General features: G+C 32.9%; 16 protein-coding genes. 6 read left to right on the forward strand and 10 right to left on the reverse strand.

Features of this window, described 5'->3' with window-relative positions; genetic code table 11:
* Window positions 1-150: 150 nt before the first annotated feature.
* Window positions 151-2787, reverse strand: coding sequence for a valine--tRNA ligase (locus B3C18_RS17215; protein WP_291149341.1), 2637 nt, complete (start codon window positions 2785-2787; stop codon window positions 151-153).
* Between the two features lie 243 nt (window positions 2788-3030).
* Here B3C18_RS17215 and B3C18_RS17220 point away from each other — a divergent pair, with 243 nt between their 5' ends.
* Complete coding sequence (locus B3C18_RS17220; RefSeq protein ID WP_053471178.1) at window positions 3031-3411, forward strand: DUF1573 domain-containing protein; 381 nt, start codon at window positions 3031-3033, stop codon at window positions 3409-3411.
* Window positions 3412-3526: 115 nt separating this feature from the next.
* On the opposite strand, the gene B3C18_RS17225 is transcribed toward B3C18_RS17220, so the two are convergent.
* The 5 genes from B3C18_RS17225 to B3C18_RS17245 all read right to left on the reverse strand — a co-directional run bounded on the left by B3C18_RS17225 (window position 3527) and on the right by B3C18_RS17245 (window position 11352).
* The gene (locus B3C18_RS17225; protein WP_291149344.1) at window positions 3527-4012 is read right to left on the reverse strand and encodes a hypothetical protein; all 486 of its coding nucleotides are present in this window, start codon (window positions 4010-4012) and stop codon (window positions 3527-3529) included.
* A gap of 139 nt (window positions 4013-4151) precedes the next feature.
* Window positions 4152-6281: an OmpA family protein gene (locus B3C18_RS17230; RefSeq protein ID WP_291149347.1), complete on the reverse strand. Its 2130-nt coding sequence runs from the start codon at window positions 6279-6281 to the stop codon at window positions 4152-4154.
* A 10-nt stretch (window positions 6282-6291) separates the two neighbouring features.
* The gene (locus tag B3C18_RS17235) at window positions 6292-7221 is read right to left on the reverse strand and encodes a PorP/SprF family type IX secretion system membrane protein (RefSeq protein ID WP_053470973.1); all 930 of its coding nucleotides are present in this window, start codon (window positions 7219-7221) and stop codon (window positions 6292-6294) included.
* Between the two features lie 19 nt (window positions 7222-7240).
* On the reverse strand, window positions 7241-9868 hold the full coding sequence (locus B3C18_RS17240) for a gliding motility-associated C-terminal domain-containing protein (protein ID WP_291149348.1): 2628 nt from the start codon (window positions 9866-9868) through the stop codon (window positions 7241-7243).
* 158 nt (window positions 9869-10026) lie between these two features.
* Window positions 10027-11352 carry a PDZ domain-containing protein gene (locus B3C18_RS17245; RefSeq protein WP_291149349.1) on the reverse strand — a complete coding sequence of 442 codons (1326 nt, stop codon included), beginning with the start codon at window positions 11350-11352 and terminating at the stop codon, window positions 10027-10029.
* A gap of 122 nt (window positions 11353-11474) precedes the next feature.
* Between B3C18_RS17245 and B3C18_RS17250 the strand changes: the two genes are divergently transcribed.
* From B3C18_RS17250 to lgt, 5 genes are all read left to right on the forward strand, one after another.
* Window positions 11475-12671, forward strand: coding sequence for a pyridoxal phosphate-dependent aminotransferase (locus B3C18_RS17250; protein ID WP_291149352.1), 1197 nt, complete (start codon window positions 11475-11477; stop codon window positions 12669-12671).
* A 203-nt stretch (window positions 12672-12874) separates the two neighbouring features.
* Window positions 12875-13546, forward strand: a complete 672-nt coding sequence (gene folE / locus B3C18_RS17255; RefSeq protein ID WP_056204093.1) for a GTP cyclohydrolase I FolE — start codon at window positions 12875-12877, stop codon at window positions 13544-13546.
* A 134-nt stretch (window positions 13547-13680) separates the two neighbouring features.
* Window positions 13681-15159, forward strand: coding sequence for a cysteine--tRNA ligase (gene cysS, locus B3C18_RS17260; protein WP_291149355.1), 1479 nt, complete (start codon window positions 13681-13683; stop codon window positions 15157-15159).
* A 20-nt stretch (window positions 15160-15179) separates the two neighbouring features.
* The gene (gene yidD / locus B3C18_RS17265; protein ID WP_291149357.1) at window positions 15180-15419 is read left to right on the forward strand and encodes a membrane protein insertion efficiency factor YidD; all 240 of its coding nucleotides are present in this window, start codon (window positions 15180-15182) and stop codon (window positions 15417-15419) included.
* Window positions 15420-15486: 67 nt separating this feature from the next.
* Entirely contained in the window at window positions 15487-16419 is a 933-nt protein-coding gene (gene lgt / locus B3C18_RS17270; protein ID WP_291149358.1) for a prolipoprotein diacylglyceryl transferase, read from the forward strand.
* 61 nt (window positions 16420-16480) lie between these two features.
* Here lgt and B3C18_RS17275 read toward each other — a convergent pair whose 3' ends face one another.
* The 4 genes from B3C18_RS17275 to B3C18_RS17290 form a co-directional block, all read right to left on the reverse strand.
* The gene (locus B3C18_RS17275) at window positions 16481-17095 is read right to left on the reverse strand and encodes an acyloxyacyl hydrolase (protein WP_291149359.1); all 615 of its coding nucleotides are present in this window, start codon (window positions 17093-17095) and stop codon (window positions 16481-16483) included.
* Between the two features lie 85 nt (window positions 17096-17180).
* Entirely contained in the window at window positions 17181-20171 is a 2991-nt protein-coding gene (gene secDF / locus B3C18_RS17280; RefSeq protein WP_291149362.1) for a protein translocase subunit SecDF, read from the reverse strand.
* 227 nt (window positions 20172-20398) lie between these two features.
* Complete coding sequence (gene mdh / locus B3C18_RS17285; protein ID WP_053470983.1) at window positions 20399-21334, reverse strand: malate dehydrogenase; 936 nt, start codon at window positions 21332-21334, stop codon at window positions 20399-20401.
* A 113-nt stretch (window positions 21335-21447) separates the two neighbouring features.
* Window positions 21448-22045, reverse strand: a 598-nt coding sequence (locus B3C18_RS17290) for a toprim domain-containing protein (protein ID WP_291149366.1), incomplete at its 5' end; no start/stop codon positions are given.

Raw genomic sequence — 22045 nt, forward strand, 5'->3', positions numbered from 1 at the left:
GAAATCGTATTAAAATTATATCATTTTTGAGATATAAAATTTAAAAAATGAAAATATTTTTTCGTAAAATGATACGTATAAAAACAACAAACCCGACAGGTTTTTGAAACCTGTCGGGTTTAATTTTATGAATTAATAGAAATCTGATTCTTATTTCAAACCAGCTAAACTTTGCTCGATTGTAGCAATTTTTGCTAAAGCATCGGCTTGTTTTTGTTTCTCTATATTTAAAACTTTTTCTGGAGCTCCGTTTACGAATTTTTCGTTTGAAAGTTTTGCTTCAACAGATTTCAGGAATCCTTTTGTGTAATTCAATTCTTCTGTCAGTTTTGCGATTTCAGCTTCAACATCAATATTTCCTCCGGTAATTGGAATAAAATATTCATTTGATTTTACTCGGAAAGATAATGCTCCGTCAACTTTTGCAGAAACATATTCAAAAGCGGAAACGTTTCCTAATTTCGTTACGATTGAATCAAAATGCGTTGTTAGATTTTCGCTGTTGATTGCTTTTAATTCAATAGCATCTTTCATCGCAATGTTTTTACTTTTTCTAATGGTTCTAATTCCAGAAATTACTTCTGTAATATTATCAAAATCAGAAATTAAACTAGCGTTGAATGGCTTTAATTCCGGCCAAGTCGAAACAATTAAAGCTTCTTCTGGAGTTCTGTCAGCAATTAACTGCCAGATTTCTTCCGTTAAGAAAGGCATAAATGGGTGAAGTAATTTTAAATTACTTTCTAACATTTCAATTGCTTTATCAAACGTTGCTTTATCGATTGGTTGTTGATACGCCGGTTTAATCATTTCTAAGAACCAAGAACAGAAATCATCCCAAACCAATTTATAGATTGCCATAAGAGAATCTGAAATCCTATATTTTTCAAAATTATCTTCAATGTCAACTAACGTTTGCTGTAGTTTCGCTTCGTACCATTCGATTGCCACTTTTGATGATTCCGGCTGCGGAATTGTTTCTGAAACTTCCCATCCTTTAATTAATTTGAAGGCATTCCAGATTTTATTTGTGAACGATTTTCCTTGTAGGCATAATTCTTCATCAAACATAATATCGTTTCCTGCAGAAGCGCTTAAAAGCAATCCTACACGAACACCATCGGCACCAAATTTATCGATCAAATCTAAAGGATCAGGAGAATTCCCTAATGATTTAGACATTTTACGACGTTGTTTATCACGTACTAAACCTGTTAAATATACATTTGTAAAAGGTTTTTCACCAGTATATTCATAACCCGCAATAATCATTCTGGCAACCCAGAAAAATAAAATATCCGGACCAGTAACCAAGTCGTTTGTTGGATAATAGTATTTGAAATCCTCATTTTCAGGATTCACAATACCATCAAAAACTGACATTGGCCATAACCATGCAGAAAACCAAGTATCTAAAGCATCAACATCTTGTTTTAAATTGTCGATTGTTAATTGTTGATTGTTAGTTTTTTCTTGTGCTAATTTTAAAGCGTCTTCGATGCTTTCAGCAACTACGAAATCTTCTTTTGCATCGCCATAATAATAGGCAGGAATTCTGTGTCCCCACCATAACTGACGAGAAATATTCCAATCGCGAATGTTGTTTAACCAATGCGCATAAGTGTTTTCAAAACGTTTTGGATGTAATTTAATATCTCCAGTTTCTAAAACCGATTTAATGGCTGGTTTTACCAATTCTTCCATTTTCAAAAACCATTGATCTGATAATCTTGGTTCGATTACGGCTTTAGTTCTTTCAGATGTTCCTACTTTATTTAAATGGATTTCGGTCTTCGCCAAAGCTCCAATTTCTTCCAGTTCTTTTGCAATTTCAGTACGAACTACAAACCGGTCTTTTCCTTGATAATGTAATCCGAAACTATTTAATGTAGCATCTTCATTAAAAATATCTACAATTTCAAGATTGTGTTTTTCTCCAAGCGTTTTATCGTTCATATCGTGTGCAGGAGTTACTTTTAAACATCCTGTTCCGAATTCAACGTCTACATACTCATCTTCGATAATTGGAATTACACGACCACAAATAGGAACGATTGCGCTTTTACCTTTTAAATGTGTAAAACGCTCGTCGTTTGGATTGATACAAATTGCGGTATCTCCAAAAATAGTTTCCGGACGAGTTGTGGCAATGGTCAAAAATTCCTCAGTTCCTTCGATTTTATATTTTAAGAAAAATAATTTTCCTTGTTGTTCTTCATAAATAACTTCTTCATCAGATAAAGTCGTTTTAGCTTCCGGATCCCAGTTAACCATTCGGTATCCTCTGTAGATTAAACCTTTGTTGTATAAATCAACAAAAGAATGAATTACAGCTGCCGACATATCTGGATCCATTGTAAATTTAGTACGTTCCCAATCGCATGAAGCCCCTAATTTCTTAAGTTGTTCAAGAATTGTTCCGCCATATTTATGCGTCCATTCCCAAGCGTGCGCAAGAAATTCTTCACGAGATAAATCATTTTTATTGATTCCTTCTGCTTTTAATTTAGCCACAACTTTTGCTTCAGTTGCAATAGAAGCGTGATCCGTTCCCGGAACCCAGCATGCATTGAAACCTTTTAAACGTGCTCTACGAATTAAAACATCCTGAATAGTGTTATTCAACATATGTCCCATATGCAAGACACCAGTGACGTTTGGAGGCGGAATTACAATAGTATACGGCGTTCTATGATCTGGTTCTGAATGAAAATAGTTGTTTTTCATCCAGTAATCATACCATTTGTTCTCAATCGTCTTAGCGTCAAATTGTGCTGGAATTGTCATTTAAATAGGTTGTTTTAATCGTTAATTCGTTTAATCGTCAATTTGTTTATTTGTCAATCGTTTCGAATGATTCTTCTAAACGATTAAACAGTTAAACAAATAAACCAAAAACTTTGGTTCAATTTTTGTAATTGTAATTGACAGCAAAAGTAAATAATTAAGTACACTATAAAAAGCGAATTAATAATTTGTGTGTTAATTAAAAGAATGTATATTTACTTACAACTTAAAAATAATTTCAAGATGAAAAATGTTGCCTCTTTTATTGCTGTCGTATTGTTTAGCGCAATAGGTTATGCACAAAATGGCCCAAAAATTGAATTTGCAGCCCCGGACAATACAATTGATTATGGAAAAATTTCTAAGACTGATAATGGAGTTCGCTCCTTTGAGTTTACTAACACCGGCGATGCACCGCTGTTAATTATTGGTGCAGAATCGACAGTTAGTTCTATAGTTGTTACAAAACCTGCAGCAGCTGTAATGCCTGGTAAAAAAGGAAAAATTGATGTTAAATATAACATGGCTGCTGGCCCAATTCGTAAAACAATTACCGTTGAAACCAATGCTGTAAATTATCCTGATGGCCGCGTTGCCTTAAAAATTAAAGGTGAAGTTTTATAACAAAAATTAAATCTAATAAATATTAAAAGCCGTTTCTTAAATTTAGAAACGGCTTTTTTTTATTTTGAATTAAACCCGACAGGTTTTAAAAACCTGTCGGGTTTAGCAATCTTCTTTATTTCTTCACAGCACATTCAGCTGCATCAAATTTATATTTTACTTGATCAAAATCGATTGGCTGGTCTTTTACTAAATAGGTAACTCCCATTGTCGTCTGCATTGCTCCGTTTCCTAAAATAAGCTGTTTGTTTTTCTTTAAAAATGCCATAGGATTTTTAAACGTTTTATCTTTAGTCGCTAAATCCTTAAAAGTATAATCTGCAAATAAAGTATCTCCATGAAATTCGCCTTTAATTTCACCCGTTCTTACGGTTGAAGGTGCAACTTTCATAATCATATTTCCACTTAATTTTCCATTTTTTAAAGTGTTCAGCTTTAGTTGAAGAGTATCTTTTTCATATATGGCCTGATAACACTCTGTTTTTACAACTATTTCAGCATCAGCTTTTGCTGCTTCTGCCTGTTTTTGTTTTTCTTCATTTTTGCAGCTTTGAAATCCAATGCAGATAACTAGCAGACAAGGTAAAACTAGGTTTTTCATATTTCAATATTTTGTTTCAAGGTTATTTTATAAAATTAAATAAAAAAGAAGGCAACAAAAAGATTTTAGGAAACTTTTCTATAAAAATAAAACCCGACAGATTTTTAAAACCTGTCGGGTTTGGTATGACTTTAAAAAATTATAAATTCTTAATTACGAATTCAGATCTTCTGTTTAATTCGTGTTCTTCTTCAGAGCACGCTTCATCGGTTTTACATTTTATAATTGGCACTGATTCTCCGTAACCTTTAGCAGTAACTCTTTTTGCATCAATTCCTGATTGAATGATAAACTCTCTGGTTGAATTGGCTCTTTTTTGAGATAAATTTTCATTGAATTTTGCATTTCCACGTGAATCTGTGTGCGAACCTATTTCGATTACCATTCCCGGATATTTATTCATCAATGCCACAACTCTTCCTAAAACAACTTTTGATTCTTTACGAATGTACCACATATTGTAATCAAAATAAATTGGATCTGTTTTGATAATTAAACGATCTTTATCTCTAACAACATCTTTTTCCTGCTCTAAAATTTGTTTTACTTTTTCATTCTTTTTAATTTCTGCAGCAGCGATTTCAGCTTCTTTTGCTTTTTTCTCTTTCTGCTTTAATTCGACAGCAGCAATAACTTCTTTTTTCTTGTTTTCTTCTTCTATAATAATTTCCTGCTGTCTTTTCTTTTCGGCATTTTCTTTTTCTTCGAGTTTGATTTTTTCCAAAGATTTTAATGCTAAAGAAGCGTCATTTTCTTTATCTCTGATATTATCTAAAGTTACCGTTTTAGATTCATTTGTATATTTTTCTTTAAAAGCCGAAACTTTATACGAAGCTTCACAAGGAACTCTAAAACTAAATTTTCCGTCTGCAGAAGTTGTTGCTGTATTCAGGGTTTTATTATTTGAATCCTGCAAGATTACGGTAGCATTTTCTAAAACCAATTTAGTGTCGATATCTGTAATAATACCTGCAATCAACTGATGACAATCTTCAACAATTAAATCTTTAGTTTCTTTAAATTGATAAATATCGTCGCCGCCCTTTCCTCCTTCTCTATTTGATGCAAAATATCCTTCTTTAGTTTCAGAATCGATATTGAATGCAAAATCGTCTAAGTTTGAATTTAACGGAAGTCCGATATTTATTGGTTTTGAATATTCGTTTCCGTTTATTTCAGAAACAAAAACATCTAAAGATCCATATCCTAAATGTCCATCCGAAGAAAAATAAAGTTTATTATCTGCGGAAGCAAAAGGAAACTGTTCTCTTTTATTGGTATTAATTTCGGAACCTAAATTCTTTGGAGTATCAAATGCTCCTTTGTTTATATTTACCGAATAAATATCAAATGAACCTATTGAGCCCGGCATATCTGAAGCAAAATATAACACTTTTTCATCAGCACTAAGTGCAGGATGTTCTACCGAATAATTTGGACTGTTAAAAGGTAATGATGTTATATTTGTCCATTTTCCACTCACTAATTCAGCTTTGAAAATCTGAAGATTTGAAATTTTCTTGTCGTCTTTCTTTTTCTTTCCGTTTTTAGAATTATTTCTGGTAAAGTAAATTGTCTTACCATCTTTTGTAAAAATGGCATTTGACTCGTGCATTCCAGTTTTTAATTCTTTGGCAAAATAATGCGTAATTGAATCTGCTGCATTAATATTTTTTAACGGAACTGTAACCAAATTCAAGTAGGTTTCGCCATCCCATTTAAACTTTTTATCGAATATTCCCGGTTTTAATTTAACGCCTGCAAAAACCAAATTATCTTTGTATTTTACAGCTCCAAACTCTGAATTTGGTGTGTTTATTGGCAGATTTTTAATGTCAAATCGTTTTCCAATTGCTGAAACATTTTCTAGAGTTTTAACGTCTTTTTCGAAATTAGCAGCATCTTCGGGATTTGATGATTTTGTATAATATTCTTTTAAAACATTATTTGCATCATTGTATGCATTTGTTGCTTTTAATGTCTGAGCATATCTAAAATAATATTCTCTGTCTAAATTGTCTTTATAATTTTGAAACAACAAACGATAATAACGCTGTGCTTTTACTAAATCATTTGTATAATAATAGGAATCTGCAAGGTTTTTTATGACTTCCTGAGATGGATTTTCTTCGGCTAATTTTTCATATAAAATAATAGCTTCGCTGTAATATGTTCTATCAAAAAATTTCTTTGCTCTAATCAATTCCTGATCCTGAGCATTTATAAACTGTATTGAAAATACGAATATAATAACGAGTAGTTTTTTCATATTTTTCATTTTAGAAGAATCTTGGTGATTTATCAAATCCTTTACCTAATAAATCCAAATCAAAAAGCAGCATAATTTCATGTGTTCCCGAATTAAACTGACCTAAATTGGTAAGTGTATAATCGTATGCGTAACCAACTCTTAAAGTAGGTGTTACATTAAAATTAAACAATGCACTTACCGAATCATCTATTCTATAAGCTGCACCAAGTTCAAACTTTTCGTTATACAAAACATTCGCTGTTAAATCTATTGAAATTGGCGCTCCTTTTACGAATTTGGTCATAAACGCAGGTTTCACTTTCCACATATCATTTACCTGGAAAACATATCCTGCGGTTAGAAAAGTGTGGATGTTTTCAGCTCCAAAAGCATTTACTCCCGATTTTTCTTCAATATATTTTGTTTTCAATAAGTTAGGCACAGAAAGCCCAACATATAAATTGTCTCTAAAATAATAGGCCCCTACTCCAATGTTAGGTTTAGTCGCATTTATGTTTTCGGCGAAAGCCATATCAGTCGCAGGATCATTAAATTTAAATCCATTGAAATTGGTTTGCATTGATGATAATCCAGCTTTTAGACCAAGAGAAAGTTTATTTTTTCCTCCCAATTTTAGAACGTATGCAAAATCAGCGTAAATATTGTTTTCTTTTTTAGCACCATCACCAATATCATCTGATATAAAGGAGAGTCCGGCTTCGACTTTATCTGAAATCGCCGTGTGACCAAAAAAGGTGAAAGTTTTTGGCGCACCAACTGCCCCAACCCATTGTGTTCTGTACAATCCGCCAAAATTCATCATAGCTGGAACTCCGGTTGCATATGCAGGATTCACCACACTCATATTGTACATATAATGTGTGTATTCAGGATCCTGCTGCGCGGAAACTGATGTTATATAGAAGAAGAAAGTTATATAGAGTATTATTTTTTTCATTTGAAATTTATATTAAAAATTATCGATTTAAATAAAGACGTCCTTGTTGTGGGGGTCTATTGTCTTTATTAAAATAGAGAATGTAAAAATATACTCCGTTTGGTGCTATTCCGCCGCCAATTCCACTTTGTTCGTAATTTATTCCATCCCAAGCCGGCTTATTTTTAAAGCCTTTATACATTCCGTTTCCATATCTGTTAAAAATTTCTAACGAATAATTTGGGTATAAAAAATCGATATCCGGAATAGTAAAAGTGTCGTTAATTCCGTCTCCGTTTGGAGAAAATCCGTCGGGAACAAAAAATGTATATTCCGGAGAATCACAAACTATTAATGAAACCGTAATGGCAATATTTTCTTGTGAAACACAATTTAGTGTCGGCGAAAAATCAAATCCATAATAAGTTGCTTTATCGACTAAAGGAGTTGTAGCCGAAAGCAGGTTTCCATTATTTGGTGCATCATACCAAACAACTGTTGAAGGAGATCCTGTATTATTTGACAAATCAAGAATTGTAGGATTGTCTAAGCCGCAAAAATTTTGCCCATCCTGGTTTAAAGATGGCGCTGGTACATCGTTAATTGTTACGGTAATTTGAGCTGCAGGAGATACACAACCCGCTGCAGAAGTTTCCTTAACAAAATAATCTTCCGATTTTAAAACATAAGTATTTGGGAGAGGTGTAACTTCGGTTGCAGAAATATACCATTTATATTGAGCACCCTGAGGTTGTAAATTTGCAACAGTCGATTGATCTCTTTTACAAAATGCCTGATCATTTACTAATGGTGCAGCTGGAATTGGATTTAATATTAATGTACCAAATATTCCTGTTACATCATTTTCGCAGGTTGTAGTATTGTTTTTTATTTTAACAATGGAAATTATTGTATTACCAGAATTGATCAATAAAGAAGCGGGAACAACAAAACTTGCACTTCCATTTTCTGCAGTTAAATTAACCGTTTCGATATTAGACGTATTTTTTCCTGATAAAATATAAGATAAAGTAACGTCCGTTAAAGTCTGTAATCCAAAAACATTAACTCTCACAGCTTCGCCAAAACAAACAATTGGAATCTCAAATCTTAAAAGTGATCCGTTTGGCAGAGGATTAATAAGAATCTCTCCAGATAAATTGGCTGCATTAACACATTGTGAAACTACATGTGTAATTGCTGTAATAGTTACAGTAGTAGTACCACTTCTTGAATTAAATATTTCTGGTACAACAAAAGTTGCATTTCCTCCTGACACTGTAATTCTTGCTACTTGTGAAGAGACATTTGTTGCACCTGATAATTTATACACTATATCATAATCTCCATCAGCCAGCTTTACAGCGTTTGAAATTTGAATTAGAGCATCTTGATTTTGACAAGTTACCGCAGGACTAATTACTGCTCCTGTTAAATCTGGAATTGGGTAAATGATCAAATTATCTGATAAGTTATTTATAATGTTTTGACACAATCTTGCACTATTGGACAAAAATATATTTAAGATATTTACTTTAAAACTACCAGCTCTTTGGAAATAATCTGATTTAATGGGAAATGTAGCAACACCATTTGCAAAAGTAGCAGAAACTGTTTCTATTGTACTCGATCCCAAAACATTGAAGGATACATAATATAATCCATTCGGAATAGCTGTCGGTCCTCTGGTAATAGTCACTGTATAAGAAGCTGTGGGGATTTCTGTTTCACAAATATCTGAATTAACTTCTACTATTGCACCTGTAAAATCTAGCTTGTTTTCAAGACTTATTCTTACTGTAGTTTGATCATCTGGACAAACAAAATCACTAGAAGGCACTTTGTAAGTAAAATTATAATTACCCGGCCCGTAAGTATTATATATTTTTTCAATATTAATATTATGATCGCCTGTAAAAGTTAATTCGTTAGTTCCGTTAGCTTCAACCCACATACCCCCAGCATCATAATCGGAAATTAAAGAAAATAAATCATAATTGGTGTAAGCTGACAAACCATCACTTGCGCATAAACCTAATGGTATTGAATTTCCCGACTTTGGAGCTCTAAAAACAGATATAACTGCTGTTGAAGACATTGCAGGACAAGTACCAATTGCAGGCATAGTATATGTGAAATAAAAATCCCCTTCTAAATTTTCAACATTTACTGAAGAACCAATATATTGATTTGTCGTATCATTATGCCATTGTCCATTAGACTGTGGTCCCAATTCAACACCATTAAAAGCCTGAAAAAGATTAAAATTAACTACAGAACTACAAACTGAAAAATTAGGAGAAGTAACACCTGAATATCCCCCTACTGTTACTGTAACAGTTGCAGAATTATCAACACAACCAGTATTTCCTGTAACAGTATAAGTATAACGGTATACACCGCTTGCTCTAATTAACTGAGCATTTAAAATTCCAGTTGCTACATTTAGTCCGCCGGAAGAATTATCATCTTTCCAGACTCCACCTGCAACAGGAGATCCGCCTAGTAGTGAGAATAAATTTATTGTTTTGCTGCTAGGATTAGGAATATCACAAACAGTGAAAGCTGCATCATCCCCTGCACATTGAGCATTTACTATTTGAGGCAAAAATGATAAAAAAACAAAAAATAAAATTATACGTAAGAAATCATTGTATTTTTTGGCCATAAACTGCTATTTTTTGATAAACTTAATAAATTATTAATGTTTCTTAAACAAAAAAGTAGTTTTAACACTTATTTTTTCACAAAATTCAATCAATTTTAAAAATCATTAATGAAACAAAACTTTTAATCTAAAAAATTTAAAGAATCATAATCTACAATTTACAACTCATCTTCCAGCCTAAATCTAAACTTCAAAATCAGACTGTTACGTTCTACTTCAAGATTAATCCATTTATCTTCTTCAGATTTTAAAAGCTGATTAATTTGCTGTAACGAATATTTATAAGGTCGTTCACCATTTATAGAAGTAATAAGATCACCTTTTTGTAATCCGCATTTTTCTGCTGCAGATTGTTTTCTGATATTGACAATCTCATAAACGGGTTTCAAAGAAAATTTATATCTAAAATTCCCACCATTATTTTGGTTTGCTTCTCCTTCGCTTAATGATGCGGCAACCTTTACTGTTTCTAAATGAACCGTTTCCTGAACCCACTGTAGTCCATTGTGCTGAATTGTAATCCCACTTTTATTATAAGTAAAAGGATCTTTAAACTTATGATTTTTTTTAAGGTACAGTTTTTTATCAGCATAATCTAAAACTACTGTAAAACGTTTTAAAATTTCTCCGCCTACAGAACCAATACGGTCTGGAACCATCTTTACATTTCTGATAGATGTCGAATCTGGAAAAGCTACAATCGGTTTCTTAAATTCAAACTCATCAATTATAAATTTTTCAATTCTGGCACGATGCCCTTCAATATCACCGCTAAAACCTTTTCCTAGAAAATCAGGAAAATTTCTCTTTGGGAGCTTTATTTTATTATTTTCAAAAACCCAAAAAGCATCACTATTACCAATATCGATTAATAGCTTTGCTGGAATTTCTTCATTGTCTACAACTGCAGTTGTGTAAATATAAGGCTTAGATTTTTCAATGGTAATAGGAATCGCTTTAAATTTTTTATTGAGTTTTTTTCTAATCGATTCGTTATTTGAATGCACAATAACTTTTCGCTTTTCATAATTCACTTCTACGATATTATTTTTAAAGAATTTATGGCCAATAATTCCATTTACCGGAATACCAATATGGGACGAAAGATTAAAACTTTGATCTAAAATAACAAACAACATATGATTATCAGATCTTAATCCGTGTGTTTCAAAAGTATTTTTTGTCGATTTAAGTCCTTCAATTTCACTTTCAGATCCTAATCCTCTAAGTCTGATTTTTTCGACATTATTAAATTTAACCTCTTTCATTTCATCCATGCTGAATAAAATAGTTTCTTCGACGCCAGAATCTAATAAGAAATTCAGCTCGATTCCGTTTACTTTAATCGGAATAAAAATGAGGTTATTTATCAATTTAAAAGGGATCACAGCCTTTTGTTTGTTATTTTGGATAATAAAACTATCCTGAGATTTTACACAAAAAGGTAACAATAACCCAAAAAACAACACAATATATTTTTTCATTGACAATATTTTATTATAAAATTAGTAAATATATTTATTATTGTTAGATTTTTATAAGTCTATGCATTGTTTACGTTAAATTCGAAAAAAAAATGCAAATTTGCACTTCAATAAAAAATCTCATGCCAACAATTTCAAGCAAAGGCAGAAACATGCCCGAATCACCGATACGTAAGCTTGCTCCATATGCAGATTTAGCAAAGCAAAAAGGACACAAAGTGTATCACTTAAACATTGGTCAACCGGATATCAAGACACCCGAAGTGGCCATCGAGGCGGTAAAAAATATTGATTTAAGTATTATAGAATACAGTCCGTCAGCCGGATATGAAAGCTACAGAAAAAAATTAGCAAAATTTTACCAGCGCCAAAATGTAAACGTTAACTCAGAAGACATCATTGTTACAACTGGTGGCTCTGAAGCCCTTTTGTTTGCACTGGCCACAATTACAGATCCTGGAGACGAAATCATTATTCCAGAACCTTTTTATGCTAATTATCATGCGTTTGCTTCTTCTACAAGTGCAACCGTAGTTCCTCTTGTTTCTACTATCGAAACGGCATTTGCTTTGCCAAGTATCGAAGAAGTTGAAAAGTTGATTACACCAAAAACAAAAGCAATTTTAATTTGTAATCCCGGAAATCCAACCGGATATTTATATTCAGAAGCTGAAATTAAACAATTAGCCGGCTTAATTAAAAAATACGATTTGTATTTAATTGCTGACGAAGTTTATCGTGAGTTTTTGTATGATGGTGATGATGTTCATTATTCTGTAATGAATTTAGAAGATGTACAACAAAACGTAATCATGGTCGATTCAGTTTCAAAACGTTACAGTATGTGTGGTGCAAGAATTGGATGCTTGATTACTAAAAATAAAGAAGTACTGGCAACAGTAATGAAATTTGCGCAAGCACGTTTAAGCCCGCCTACAATTGAACAAATTGCGTGCGAAGCTGCAATTGATACACCACAAAGTTATTTTGATGAAGTAATTGGTGAGTATAAAGAACGTCGTGACACTTTAATTTCAGAACTAAATAAAATTGAAGGCGTAATTGTTACCAAACCCAAAGGTGCTTTTTACTGTATTGCTGAATTACCTATCTCAGATTCTGATGATTTTGCTCAATGGCTTTTAGAAAGTTACGACTTAAATGGCGAAACAGTAATGATTGCTCCTGCAAAAGGATTTTATTCAACTCCGGGAATGGGATTGAATCAGGTTCGTATTGCGTATGTTTTGAATAAAAAAGACTTAGTAATTGCTGTAAATATCTTAAAAGAAGCTCTTTTGGTGTACAATAGTAAATAAAAAACAAACTAAACTTAAACTTTCAAAAGACAATAACCATTTGTGTTATTGTCTTTTGCGTTTTAAAAAAGTCATAAATAGACCAATTTTAAATTATATCCAAAAAGGATCAATTAAATAGTAAAAACGATAGAAAAGGTTTCCTATTTATTAATTATCTTTACCCCCTTAAAAAGATATACCCATTATAATAGTAGTTTTTAATGATAAATAACGAAGATTTTTTAGACGAAATAGGTGACAATCATTTCAGCAGTAATGCAAAAAACCCTCTGAGAGCGGATGCATTTGACATAACTGATGAGGAAAAAATAGAAAAAATTAAAAAAGATGTTGAAAACATTCTGCAAACGCTGGGAATGGATTTGACAGATGACAGCATAAAAGGTACTCCAAACCGAGTAGCTAAAATGTTTGTAAAGGAAATTTTTGGTGGTTTAAATCCTGCAAAACAGCCAAAAGCTTCAACTTTTGACAATAATTATAAATACGGTGAAATGTTAGTTGAGAAAAACATTACCGTTTATTCTACCTGCGAACACCATTTATTACCAATTATAGGACGTGCTCACGTTGCTTATATTTCAAGCGGAAGAGTTATTGGTTTATCAAAAATGAACCGTATTGTTGAATATTATGCTAAAAGACCTCAGGTTCAGGAGCGTTTAACAATGCAGATTGTTCAGGAACTTCAAAAAGCTTTAGGAACCGAAGATGTTGCCTGCGTTATCGACGCAAAACACCTTTGTGTTAACTCAAGAGGAATTAAAGATATTGAAAGCAGTACAGTAACTTCTGAATTCGGTGGAAAATTCAAAGATCCTCAAACTAAAAGAGAATTTTTAGACTATATTAAATTAGAGACTCAGTTCTAATTTTTTACGATATTTCTATTATATTTATGGTCTAGCCCTGATGGAAGCGGCATCCTTTTATGGTCTCGTCATTACGAGATAAAAGATACAGCGGACAGCAGGAATAGCTCCTAAAAAAAATCAACTAAAAAAATATGCCACTATATAGCAGTCAACCCCTAAAAATATACAATTCACTTTCGGGTGAAAAAGAAAATTTCAAACCAATCCATGAAGGAAATGTTGGAATGTATGTTTGCGGACCAACGGTTTATAGCAATGTGCATTTAGGAAACGTGAGGACTTTTATGTCTTTTGACGTGATTTTCAGGTATTTTTTACATCTGGATTACAAAGTTCGTTATGTCCGTAATATTACCGATGTTGGTCATATTGTAGATGATGTTGATGAAGGTGAAGATAAAATTGCAAAAAAAGCACGTTTAGAGCAGTTAGAACCAATGGAAGTTGTTCAGCGTTATACTGTTGACTTTCATGATATTCTAAAAGCTTTCAACTTTTTACCGCCAAGTATTGAGCCAACTGCAACAGGACATATTATTGAGCAAATCGAAATCATCAAAAAAATCATCGATACTGGAATTGGTTATGTTGCCAACGGATCTGTTTATTTTGATGTCGTAAAATATAACGAAACTAATAATTACGGAGTTTTAAGCGGCAGAAACATCGAAGATATGCTTGCTAACACCCGTGATCTTGACGGACAGTCAGACAAAAGAAATCCGCAGGATTTTGCACTTTGGAAAAAAGCCGAACCAGAACATATCATGAGATGGCCTTCTCCTTGGAGCGATGGTTTCCCGGGATGGCACTTAGAATGTACTGCAATGAGCACTAAGTATTTAGGAAATCATTTCGACATTCACGGTGGCGGAATGGATTTGAAATTCCCACATCACGAATGTGAAATCGCTCAAAACGAAGCTTGCACAGGACAATCGCCGGTAAATTATTGGATGCACGCCAATATGCTAACTCTTAACGGAAAGAAAATGGCAAAATCTACTGGAAATAATATTTTACCGGGAGAGATTCTAAGCGGTGATAATACTATATTAAGTAAAGCCTTTTCTGCATCTGTAACTAGATTTTTCATGTTGCAGGCGCATTACAGAAGTATTTTAGATTTCTCTGATGATGCCATTACAGCAGCTGAAAAAGGATATAAAAGATTAATAGAAGCTCTTGAAGCATTACCAGCAATAACAGCCAGTTCTTCAAGTTCTGTTGATTTTACTGCATGGAAACAAGCTTGTTATGATGCAATGAACGACGATTTTAACACGCCAATTTTAATTGCGCAGTTATTTGAAGGTGTTCGTTACATCAATTTATTAAAAGAAGGAAAAGAAACTATCTCTGCCGAAGATTTAAAATTATTTTCGACAGCTATAAATGCTTTTGTTTTTGATGTTCTAGGTTTAAGCGATGAGAAAGCAGCAGATAGCAACAACGACAAATTAGAAGGTGTTGTAAACATGCTTATCGGAATGAGAAATCAGGCGAGAGCAGATAAAAATTTCGCACTTTCAGATCAAATTCGCGATCAGTTAATTGCTTTAGGAATTCAGCTAAAAGACGGTAAAGAAGGAACGAGCTTCTCTATTTAAAAGACAAATTCTAATAAACCATGAAAGTCATTACGCCATTTGTTTTATTAGTACGCTTTTATCAAACTGCGATTTCACCTTTTACGCCCGCTTCGTGCAGGTTTGAGCCAACATGTTCGACTTATATGATTCAGGCATTGCAAATGCACGGATTATTTTACGGAGGATATTTAGGAATGAAACGAATTTTAAGCTGTCATCCTTGGGGAAGAACTGGGTATGATCCCGTTCCTGAGAAGAAATGTTCACATAAACATTAACTTTTTATAAAGACTTGCTCCACATTTAATATTTATTTTTACAACATATATAAAAACATTACTCTATATGACACAGCCTTTAAACATCGTTTGGAATCCTTCAGAAGGAATAGATTTAGGATTTTTTATGATTCGTTATTACAGTTTAATGTTCGTAATTGCTTTTGGTTTAGGATGGTTCCTAATGAAAAAGATTTTCGAACGCGAACATGAATCGTTAGACAAATTAGACTCACTATTTGTTTGGACTGTTTTAGCAACGTTAATTGGAGCTCGTTTAGGTCATGTTTTCTTTTATGATTGGGAATATTTCAGAAATCATTTGCTTGAGATTTTCTTACCTGTTAAGTTTGAACCAAAATTTGAATTCACTGGATTTCAAGGCTTAGCAAGTCACGGAGCGGCAATTGCCATTATTTTTGCTATGTATTATTACAGCAAAATGATTTTAAAACGTCCATTATTATGGATTTTAGACCGTGTAGTAATTCCCGTTGCCAGCGGTGCTATTTTTGTTCGTATAGGAAACTTTATGAATTCAGAAATTATTGGACACGAAACTACATCGGCTTTCGGAATTCGTTTTTTACACGACAAGTTTAGCAAGACCGAAGCGGTAAATGCAACACAAATCGCTAATCCAAAAGACGCATATAATGCAATAGCTACAGAACCTAAATTTGCTGATTTATTAGCACAAGTTCCTGCAAAACACCCAACACAATTGTATGAAGCTTTTTGCTACATATTTGTGTTTGCAATTTTATATTTCTTGTATTGGAAAACTAATGCAAGACTTAAGTCAGGGTACTTATTCGGATTATTTTTAGTTCTTTTATTTGTTGTTCGATTTATAGTTGAATTTGTAAAAGAAAGCCAGGGAGGTATCGAAGAAGAATTAGGTTTATTCTCAACCGGACAATGGTTAAGTATTCCATTTATTATAATTGGTCTTTTCTTTATTATTAGAGCACAAAGAAATCCTTTAGCCGCTTCTTAATATATTAAATAAGAATCAATAAAATATAAAAGTCCAGTATTTCGAAATACTGGACTTTTTTTTATAATGGATATGAAATCCCAAATTCTATATTTTTAGTATTATAACCTGCATTTGTACTACTCAATCCTGCATTAGAAACGTGCCGTATTTCAGGGCGAATATCAAATTGAACCTTCTGTACTCTAAAAGAAAAACCAAGCGCTAAAACGTCTGCAAAAGCAAAACCTTTAGACATTCTTTCGGTTTTCGTATCTGTTATCATTGGACCCACACTTCCCAAAGCATAAAAAGAACAGTTTTTATTAATTGGTTTCCGAATTAAAAAACCAAGATTCAGTACATATTCCCGTACATCTTTTAACTGCGTATATTTATCTCTTTTCTCTTGATAATCCGGAGTTTCTGGTTTAACAAAATAGAAATTCAACAATTGATGTTTGGCAAAATTAATTTCGGGCTGAACCAGAATTTCATATTGAAAATGCTTCGTCTCTTTTAATTTATAATATAACTGCACTTTATAAAAGTGATTTTCAAAAGTGTAATCTTTATTATTGAATTCACTTCCAAAACCATAATTAAAACCAATAGAGAATCGTGAATTAGCTTCTTGTGCAGTAATTTTTAAAACACTGAAAAGAAACAATAAACATAAAAGTAATTTTCTACCCATAAATCATTTTAAAGTTCATTAAATATAATACAAAAAAAAAGATCCAGCTTTCACCGAATCTTTTTTATATAGTTTAAGCAATTAATTATGCTTTGTTATGCTTGTCTTCGATTGTGTGTTTATCAGCAGAAGAAATCGAGTCAACCAATACTGGTGTAGCGATAAATAATGATGAATAAGTACCCACAATAATACCAATTAACATGGCAAAGATAAATCCTCTGATTGATTCTCCACCGAAGATAAACATCGTTAATAATACAATGATCATCATTAATGAAGTATTCAATGTTCTAGATAATGTAGTGTTAATAGAAGCGTTTACGATATCTTCGAAAGTACCTTTACGGTTTCCGATGATAAACTCTCTAATTCTATCAAATACAATTACAGTATCGTTCATAGAGTAACCAATTACAGTAAGAATCGCAGCAATAAAGTGCTGGTCCATCTCCATGTGGAATGGCATGAATTTATAACATAAAGAGTAAATTCCTAATACAAAGATTACGTCATGCGCAACAGCTGCAATCGCACCTAATGAATACTGCCATTTACGGAAAGAGATCATTAAGTATAAGAAAATAACTGCCATTGCTCCAAGAACTGCCCAGTATGAGTTTGTTTTGATATCTTCAGAGATAGAAGCTCCAACTTTAGAAGCTTGTAATACTCCAACTTTTTTACCGTCAAAAGAGTTGATGAATTTATCGTAAGTTGTATTTGGGAAATACTTTTGTAATCCTTTGTATAATTTTTGGTTTACTTCTTCATCGATAGCAACACCATCTTCTTTAATTTTATATTTAGTTGTGATTTTCAACTGATCGTCATCACCTAAAATTTTAGCTTCAACCGGAGTTCCAAAAGCAGCAGATAATTCATCTGAAACTACTGTAGCATCAATTGGTTTTTCAAATTTAACCTGGAAAGTTCTTCCTCCAACAAAATCAACACCTTCATCCAATCCGTTAACGAAAAAGATAGAAATTAAACTTACAACTACTACAATTGAAGAGAAGATATAAGTGAATTTTTTGATTTTAATAAAGTCAAAGTGGAAATTAGTAAACCAGTTTTTAGTAATGTTTGTAGAGAAAGTTAAATCACCTTTTCCAGCAATGTTTCTGTCAATGAAAATTCTAGCAATAAAGATAGAAGTAAACAACGAAGTTACGATACCAATAAGTAATGTTAAAGCAAAACCTTTGATTGGACCTGTTCCAAAGATAAATAAGATCGCTCCAGTTAAAACGTGAGTTACGTTTGCATCAATAATAGAACGCATTGCACCGTGCCATCCGTAAGACGCAGCTACAGCTTCAGATAATGATTTACCTTCACGTAATTCCTCTTTTGCTCTTTCATATATAATAATATTCGCATCTACCGCAGTACCTAATGTTAATACGATACCTGCAATACCTGGTAATGTTAATACAAAACCAAAACTTGCCATAATTCCGAATAAGAAAAGTAAGTTCAATAATAAAGCAAGGTTTGCATACCATCCAGCTTTACCATAATAGAATACCATCCAAACACAAACTAATAAGAATCCTAATACAGATGAAATTGTTCCTGCATCAATTGCAGCCTGACCTAAAGATGGTCCAACAACAGTAGATTGAATAATATCTGCAGAAGCTGGTAATTTACCTGCGTTTAATACGTTAGCTAAATCTTTAGTTTCAGCAACATCAAAAGAACCTGTAATTTCAGATCTTCCTCCAGCAATAGGACCACTTGTAACACCTGGTGCAGAATATACGATGTTATCTAATACAATAGCTATATAACCTTTTTGAGAGAAAGCTCTTCCTGTTAATTCTTCCCAAACTTTAGCTCCCTGGCTGTTCATTTGCATAGAAACAGCTGGTTTACCCATTTGGTCAAAAGTATCTTTTGCATCAGTTACAACTCCACCGCTCATCGCTGGTACGTTATCTCTGTTACCTTTTAAAGCATATAATTCAACTGCTTCAATATCTTTAGCGCTTGCTAAATCTTTTGCTTTAGGATCTTTTACAGTAGTTGGTTTACTCCAAACAAATTTTGCATTGTGTTGGTCAGCAGCCAATAAAATTCTAATTTCTGGTCTTTTGAAATAAGCATTAATTGTTGCAGTATCTTTTGTAGCGAAGTATCCTAAAACAGGACCTCCACCTTGAGTGATCATTTTGTCAAATAAAGGATTGTTTCCTTTTTTAGTATCAACTGAATCTTTAGCATCAGTTAATAAAGCATTCAATGAATCTTTAGCAACCGTTTTAGTTTCTACTTTTTTAACTTCAGTTTTCTTTAAAGCTTCGTTAGCAACAACTAAGAAGTTACCAACTTCTTCAATTTTATAAGTTTCCCAAAACTCTAATTGAGCTTTTCCACCTAATAATTTTTTAATCCTGTCAACATCTTTAGCACCTGGAAGCTCCACTAAGATTCTTCCTGTTTCTCCTAATTTTTGAATATTTGGTTGTGTCACACCAAATTTGTCGATACGCTCTCTTAATACTTTGTAAGCACTTTCGATAGACTCATCAACTTTTCTTTTGATTACTTTTTGAGCTTGTGCATCTGTCATTTGGAAATCAATTCCACCTTCACCTTGTAAACTTCTGTTTGCAAAGATATCTGGTGAAGCTAATTTTGTAGTTCCGTTTGAGTTTGCTTCAAAAGCTTCAAAGAATTTATTTAAATAGGTCTTATTACCTTCTAAATTTGCAGTTGCATCAGCTAATGATTTATTAAAAACTGGGTTTTTAGAATTGTTTGCTAATCCTTTTAAAACATCTTTAACAGAGATTTGAAGAATTACGTTGATTCCTCCTTCTAAGTCAAGACCTTTATTTAATTGTTTGTTTTTTACTTCATTATAAGTGAAGTCAGTAAAACCAAGATTAAACACTTTTTCTTTACCAATAGAATCTAAATATTTTAGCTCTTTATCAGGATTATCTCCTGCAAAAGCTTTAGCCTCACTTTTGACATTGTTTGCCACAAAAGTGAATGATAGTTGGTAAATACTTACCAATGCAAATAGAATTGCGAAAAATTTAATAAGTCCTTTATTCTGCATTATTACTAAAAATTAATTATGTTTTATGTTTGTTTTTGGTTTTAAATCCCCTAAAAATAAGCCCTGACATGAGTTTTTAAAACTAAAAAATCGAGATCACGAATTACAACATTTTTTTTAAATCGAGCAAATATATAATTAACGAAAACATTAACCAATTTATTTATTAATTAATCTCAAAAAAAAGACTGCAAAAGTGCAGCCTTTTTCTTTTTTTCCTGTTTTTATTATACTAAAATCGATTTTAGAGCATCATTCATGCCACGAACTGCATCTGCACTTTTGGCAAATAAAGCCTTTTCCTGGTCGTTTAAATGAATATCTACAATTTCTTCGATACCGTTTTTACCAATTATACACGGTACTCCTATACAAATATCATTTTGTCCATACTCCCCTTCTACGAAAACAGAGCATGCAATCATTTTCTTTTGATCGTTTAGAATACTATCTACTAAATAAGCCACAGAAGCTCCCGGAGCATACCATGCAGACGTTCCTAAAAGCCCTGTAAGTGTTGCACCGCCTACCATTGTGTCTGCAGCAACTTTTTGAAGTACTTCTTCTGAAAGGAATTGCGAAACCGGAATTCCGTTATAAGATGCTAAACGTGTTAACGGAATCATAGTCGTATCACCGTGACCTCCAATTACCATTGCTGAAATATCATTGGCAGGTTTATCTAAAGCAAGAGAAAGATATGTTCTAAAACGAGAACTATCTAAAGCCCCTCCCATACCTATAATTCTGTTTTTTGGCAATCCTGTAGCTTTTAAAGCTAAATAAGTCATAGTATCCATTGGATTTGAAACTACAACTATTATAGTGTCAGGAGAATACTTTAGTACATTTTCAGCAACTGTTTTTACAATTCCTGCATTTATACCAATTAATTCTTCCCTTGTCATTCCTGGTTTTCTCGGAATTCCTGATGTAATAACCACTACATCACTTCCGGCAGTTTTAGAATAATCGTTGGTTACGCCTGATACTTTAGTATTAAAACCCGTATTTGTGGCGCATTGTGTGATATCCAACGCTTTTCCTTCGGCAAAGCCTTCTTTAATATCCAACAACACTACTTCGCTGGCAATTCCTCTATAAGAAATAACGTCTGCACATGTAGCTCCAACATTTCCTGCTCCTACAATGGTAACTTTCATATTTTATACTTTATCGGTTATTAATTTGTTTTTTTGTTTGTTTTATAAATTGACAATTCGTTTAATCGTTTAAGTAAATTTAAACAATTAAACGAATTGAAAGTTAATTTTTATTAGGCATCGATATTTGCGTAAACAGCATTTTTCTCGATAAATTCTCTACGTGGCGGAACTTCGTCTCCCATTAACATAGAGAATACTCTATCTGCCTCTGCAAGACTATCAATTGTAACCTGACGTAATGTTCTGAAGTTTGGATCCATTGTGGTTTCCCATAATTGCTCGGCATTCATCTCTCCAAGACCTTTATAACGTTGGATAGCTGCACTTCCTCCCATTCTTTCATTCGCCTGATCACGCTGAACATCATTCCATGCGTATTCTTTTTTGTTTCCTTTTTTAACTAAGTATAAAGGTGGTGCTGCGATATAAACGTGACCTTCTTCAATCAGCTCTTTCATGAAACGGAAGAAGAACGTTAATATTAAGGTAGAAATGTGACTACCATCGACATCGGCATCACACATGATGATTACTTTATGATATCTTAGTTTTTCAAGATTTAAGGCTTTGCTGTCTTCTGCAGTTCCTACAGTAACTCCTAAAGCGGTAAATATGTTTCTAATCTCTTCGTTTTCGAATACTTTATGATGCATTGCTTTCTCCACATTCAAAATCTTACCACGCAATGGTAAAATCGCCTGAAAGTTA

The sequence above is a fragment of the Flavobacterium sp. UBA7680 genome, from assembly GCF_002482975.1.
Lineage (GTDB): Bacteria > Bacteroidota > Bacteroidia > Flavobacteriales > Flavobacteriaceae > Flavobacterium.

Excerpts from the sequence above, each read along its gene's own strand:
- mdh (WP_053470983.1), bottom strand. The coding sequence starts at position 21,334 with ATGAAAGTTACCATTGTAGGAGCAGGAAATGTTGGAGCTACATGTGCA.
- lgt (WP_291149358.1), top strand. The coding sequence starts at position 15,487 with ATGACACAGCCTTTAAACATCGTTTGGAATCCTTCAGAAGGAATAGAT.
- B3C18_RS17220 (WP_053471178.1), top strand. The coding sequence starts at position 3,031 with ATGAAAAATGTTGCCTCTTTTATTGCTGTCGTATTGTTTAGCGCAATA.
- B3C18_RS17230 (WP_291149347.1), bottom strand. The coding sequence starts at position 6,281 with ATGAAAAAACTACTCGTTATTATATTCGTATTTTCAATACAGTTTATA.
- yidD (WP_291149357.1), top strand. The coding sequence starts at position 15,180 with ATGAAAGTCATTACGCCATTTGTTTTATTAGTACGCTTTTATCAAACT.
- B3C18_RS17215 (WP_291149341.1), bottom strand. The coding sequence starts at position 2,787 with ATGACAATTCCAGCACAATTTGACGCTAAGACGATTGAGAACAAATGG.
- B3C18_RS17245 (WP_291149349.1), bottom strand. The coding sequence starts at position 11,352 with ATGAAAAAATATATTGTGTTGTTTTTTGGGTTATTGTTACCTTTTTGT.
- B3C18_RS17235 (WP_053470973.1), bottom strand. The coding sequence starts at position 7,221 with ATGAAAAAAATAATACTCTATATAACTTTCTTCTTCTATATAACATCA.
- B3C18_RS17225 (WP_291149344.1), bottom strand. The coding sequence starts at position 4,012 with ATGAAAAACCTAGTTTTACCTTGTCTGCTAGTTATCTGCATTGGATTT.
- B3C18_RS17275 (WP_291149359.1), bottom strand. The coding sequence starts at position 17,095 with ATGGGTAGAAAATTACTTTTATGTTTATTGTTTCTTTTCAGTGTTTTA.
- secDF (WP_291149362.1), bottom strand. The coding sequence starts at position 20,171 with ATGCAGAATAAAGGACTTATTAAATTTTTCGCAATTCTATTTGCATTG.
- B3C18_RS17240 (WP_291149348.1), bottom strand. The coding sequence starts at position 9,868 with ATGGCCAAAAAATACAATGATTTCTTACGTATAATTTTATTTTTTGTT.
- B3C18_RS17250 (WP_291149352.1), top strand. The coding sequence starts at position 11,475 with ATGCCAACAATTTCAAGCAAAGGCAGAAACATGCCCGAATCACCGATA.
- folE (WP_056204093.1), top strand. The coding sequence starts at position 12,875 with ATGATAAATAACGAAGATTTTTTAGACGAAATAGGTGACAATCATTTC.
- cysS (WP_291149355.1), top strand. The coding sequence starts at position 13,681 with ATGCCACTATATAGCAGTCAACCCCTAAAAATATACAATTCACTTTCG.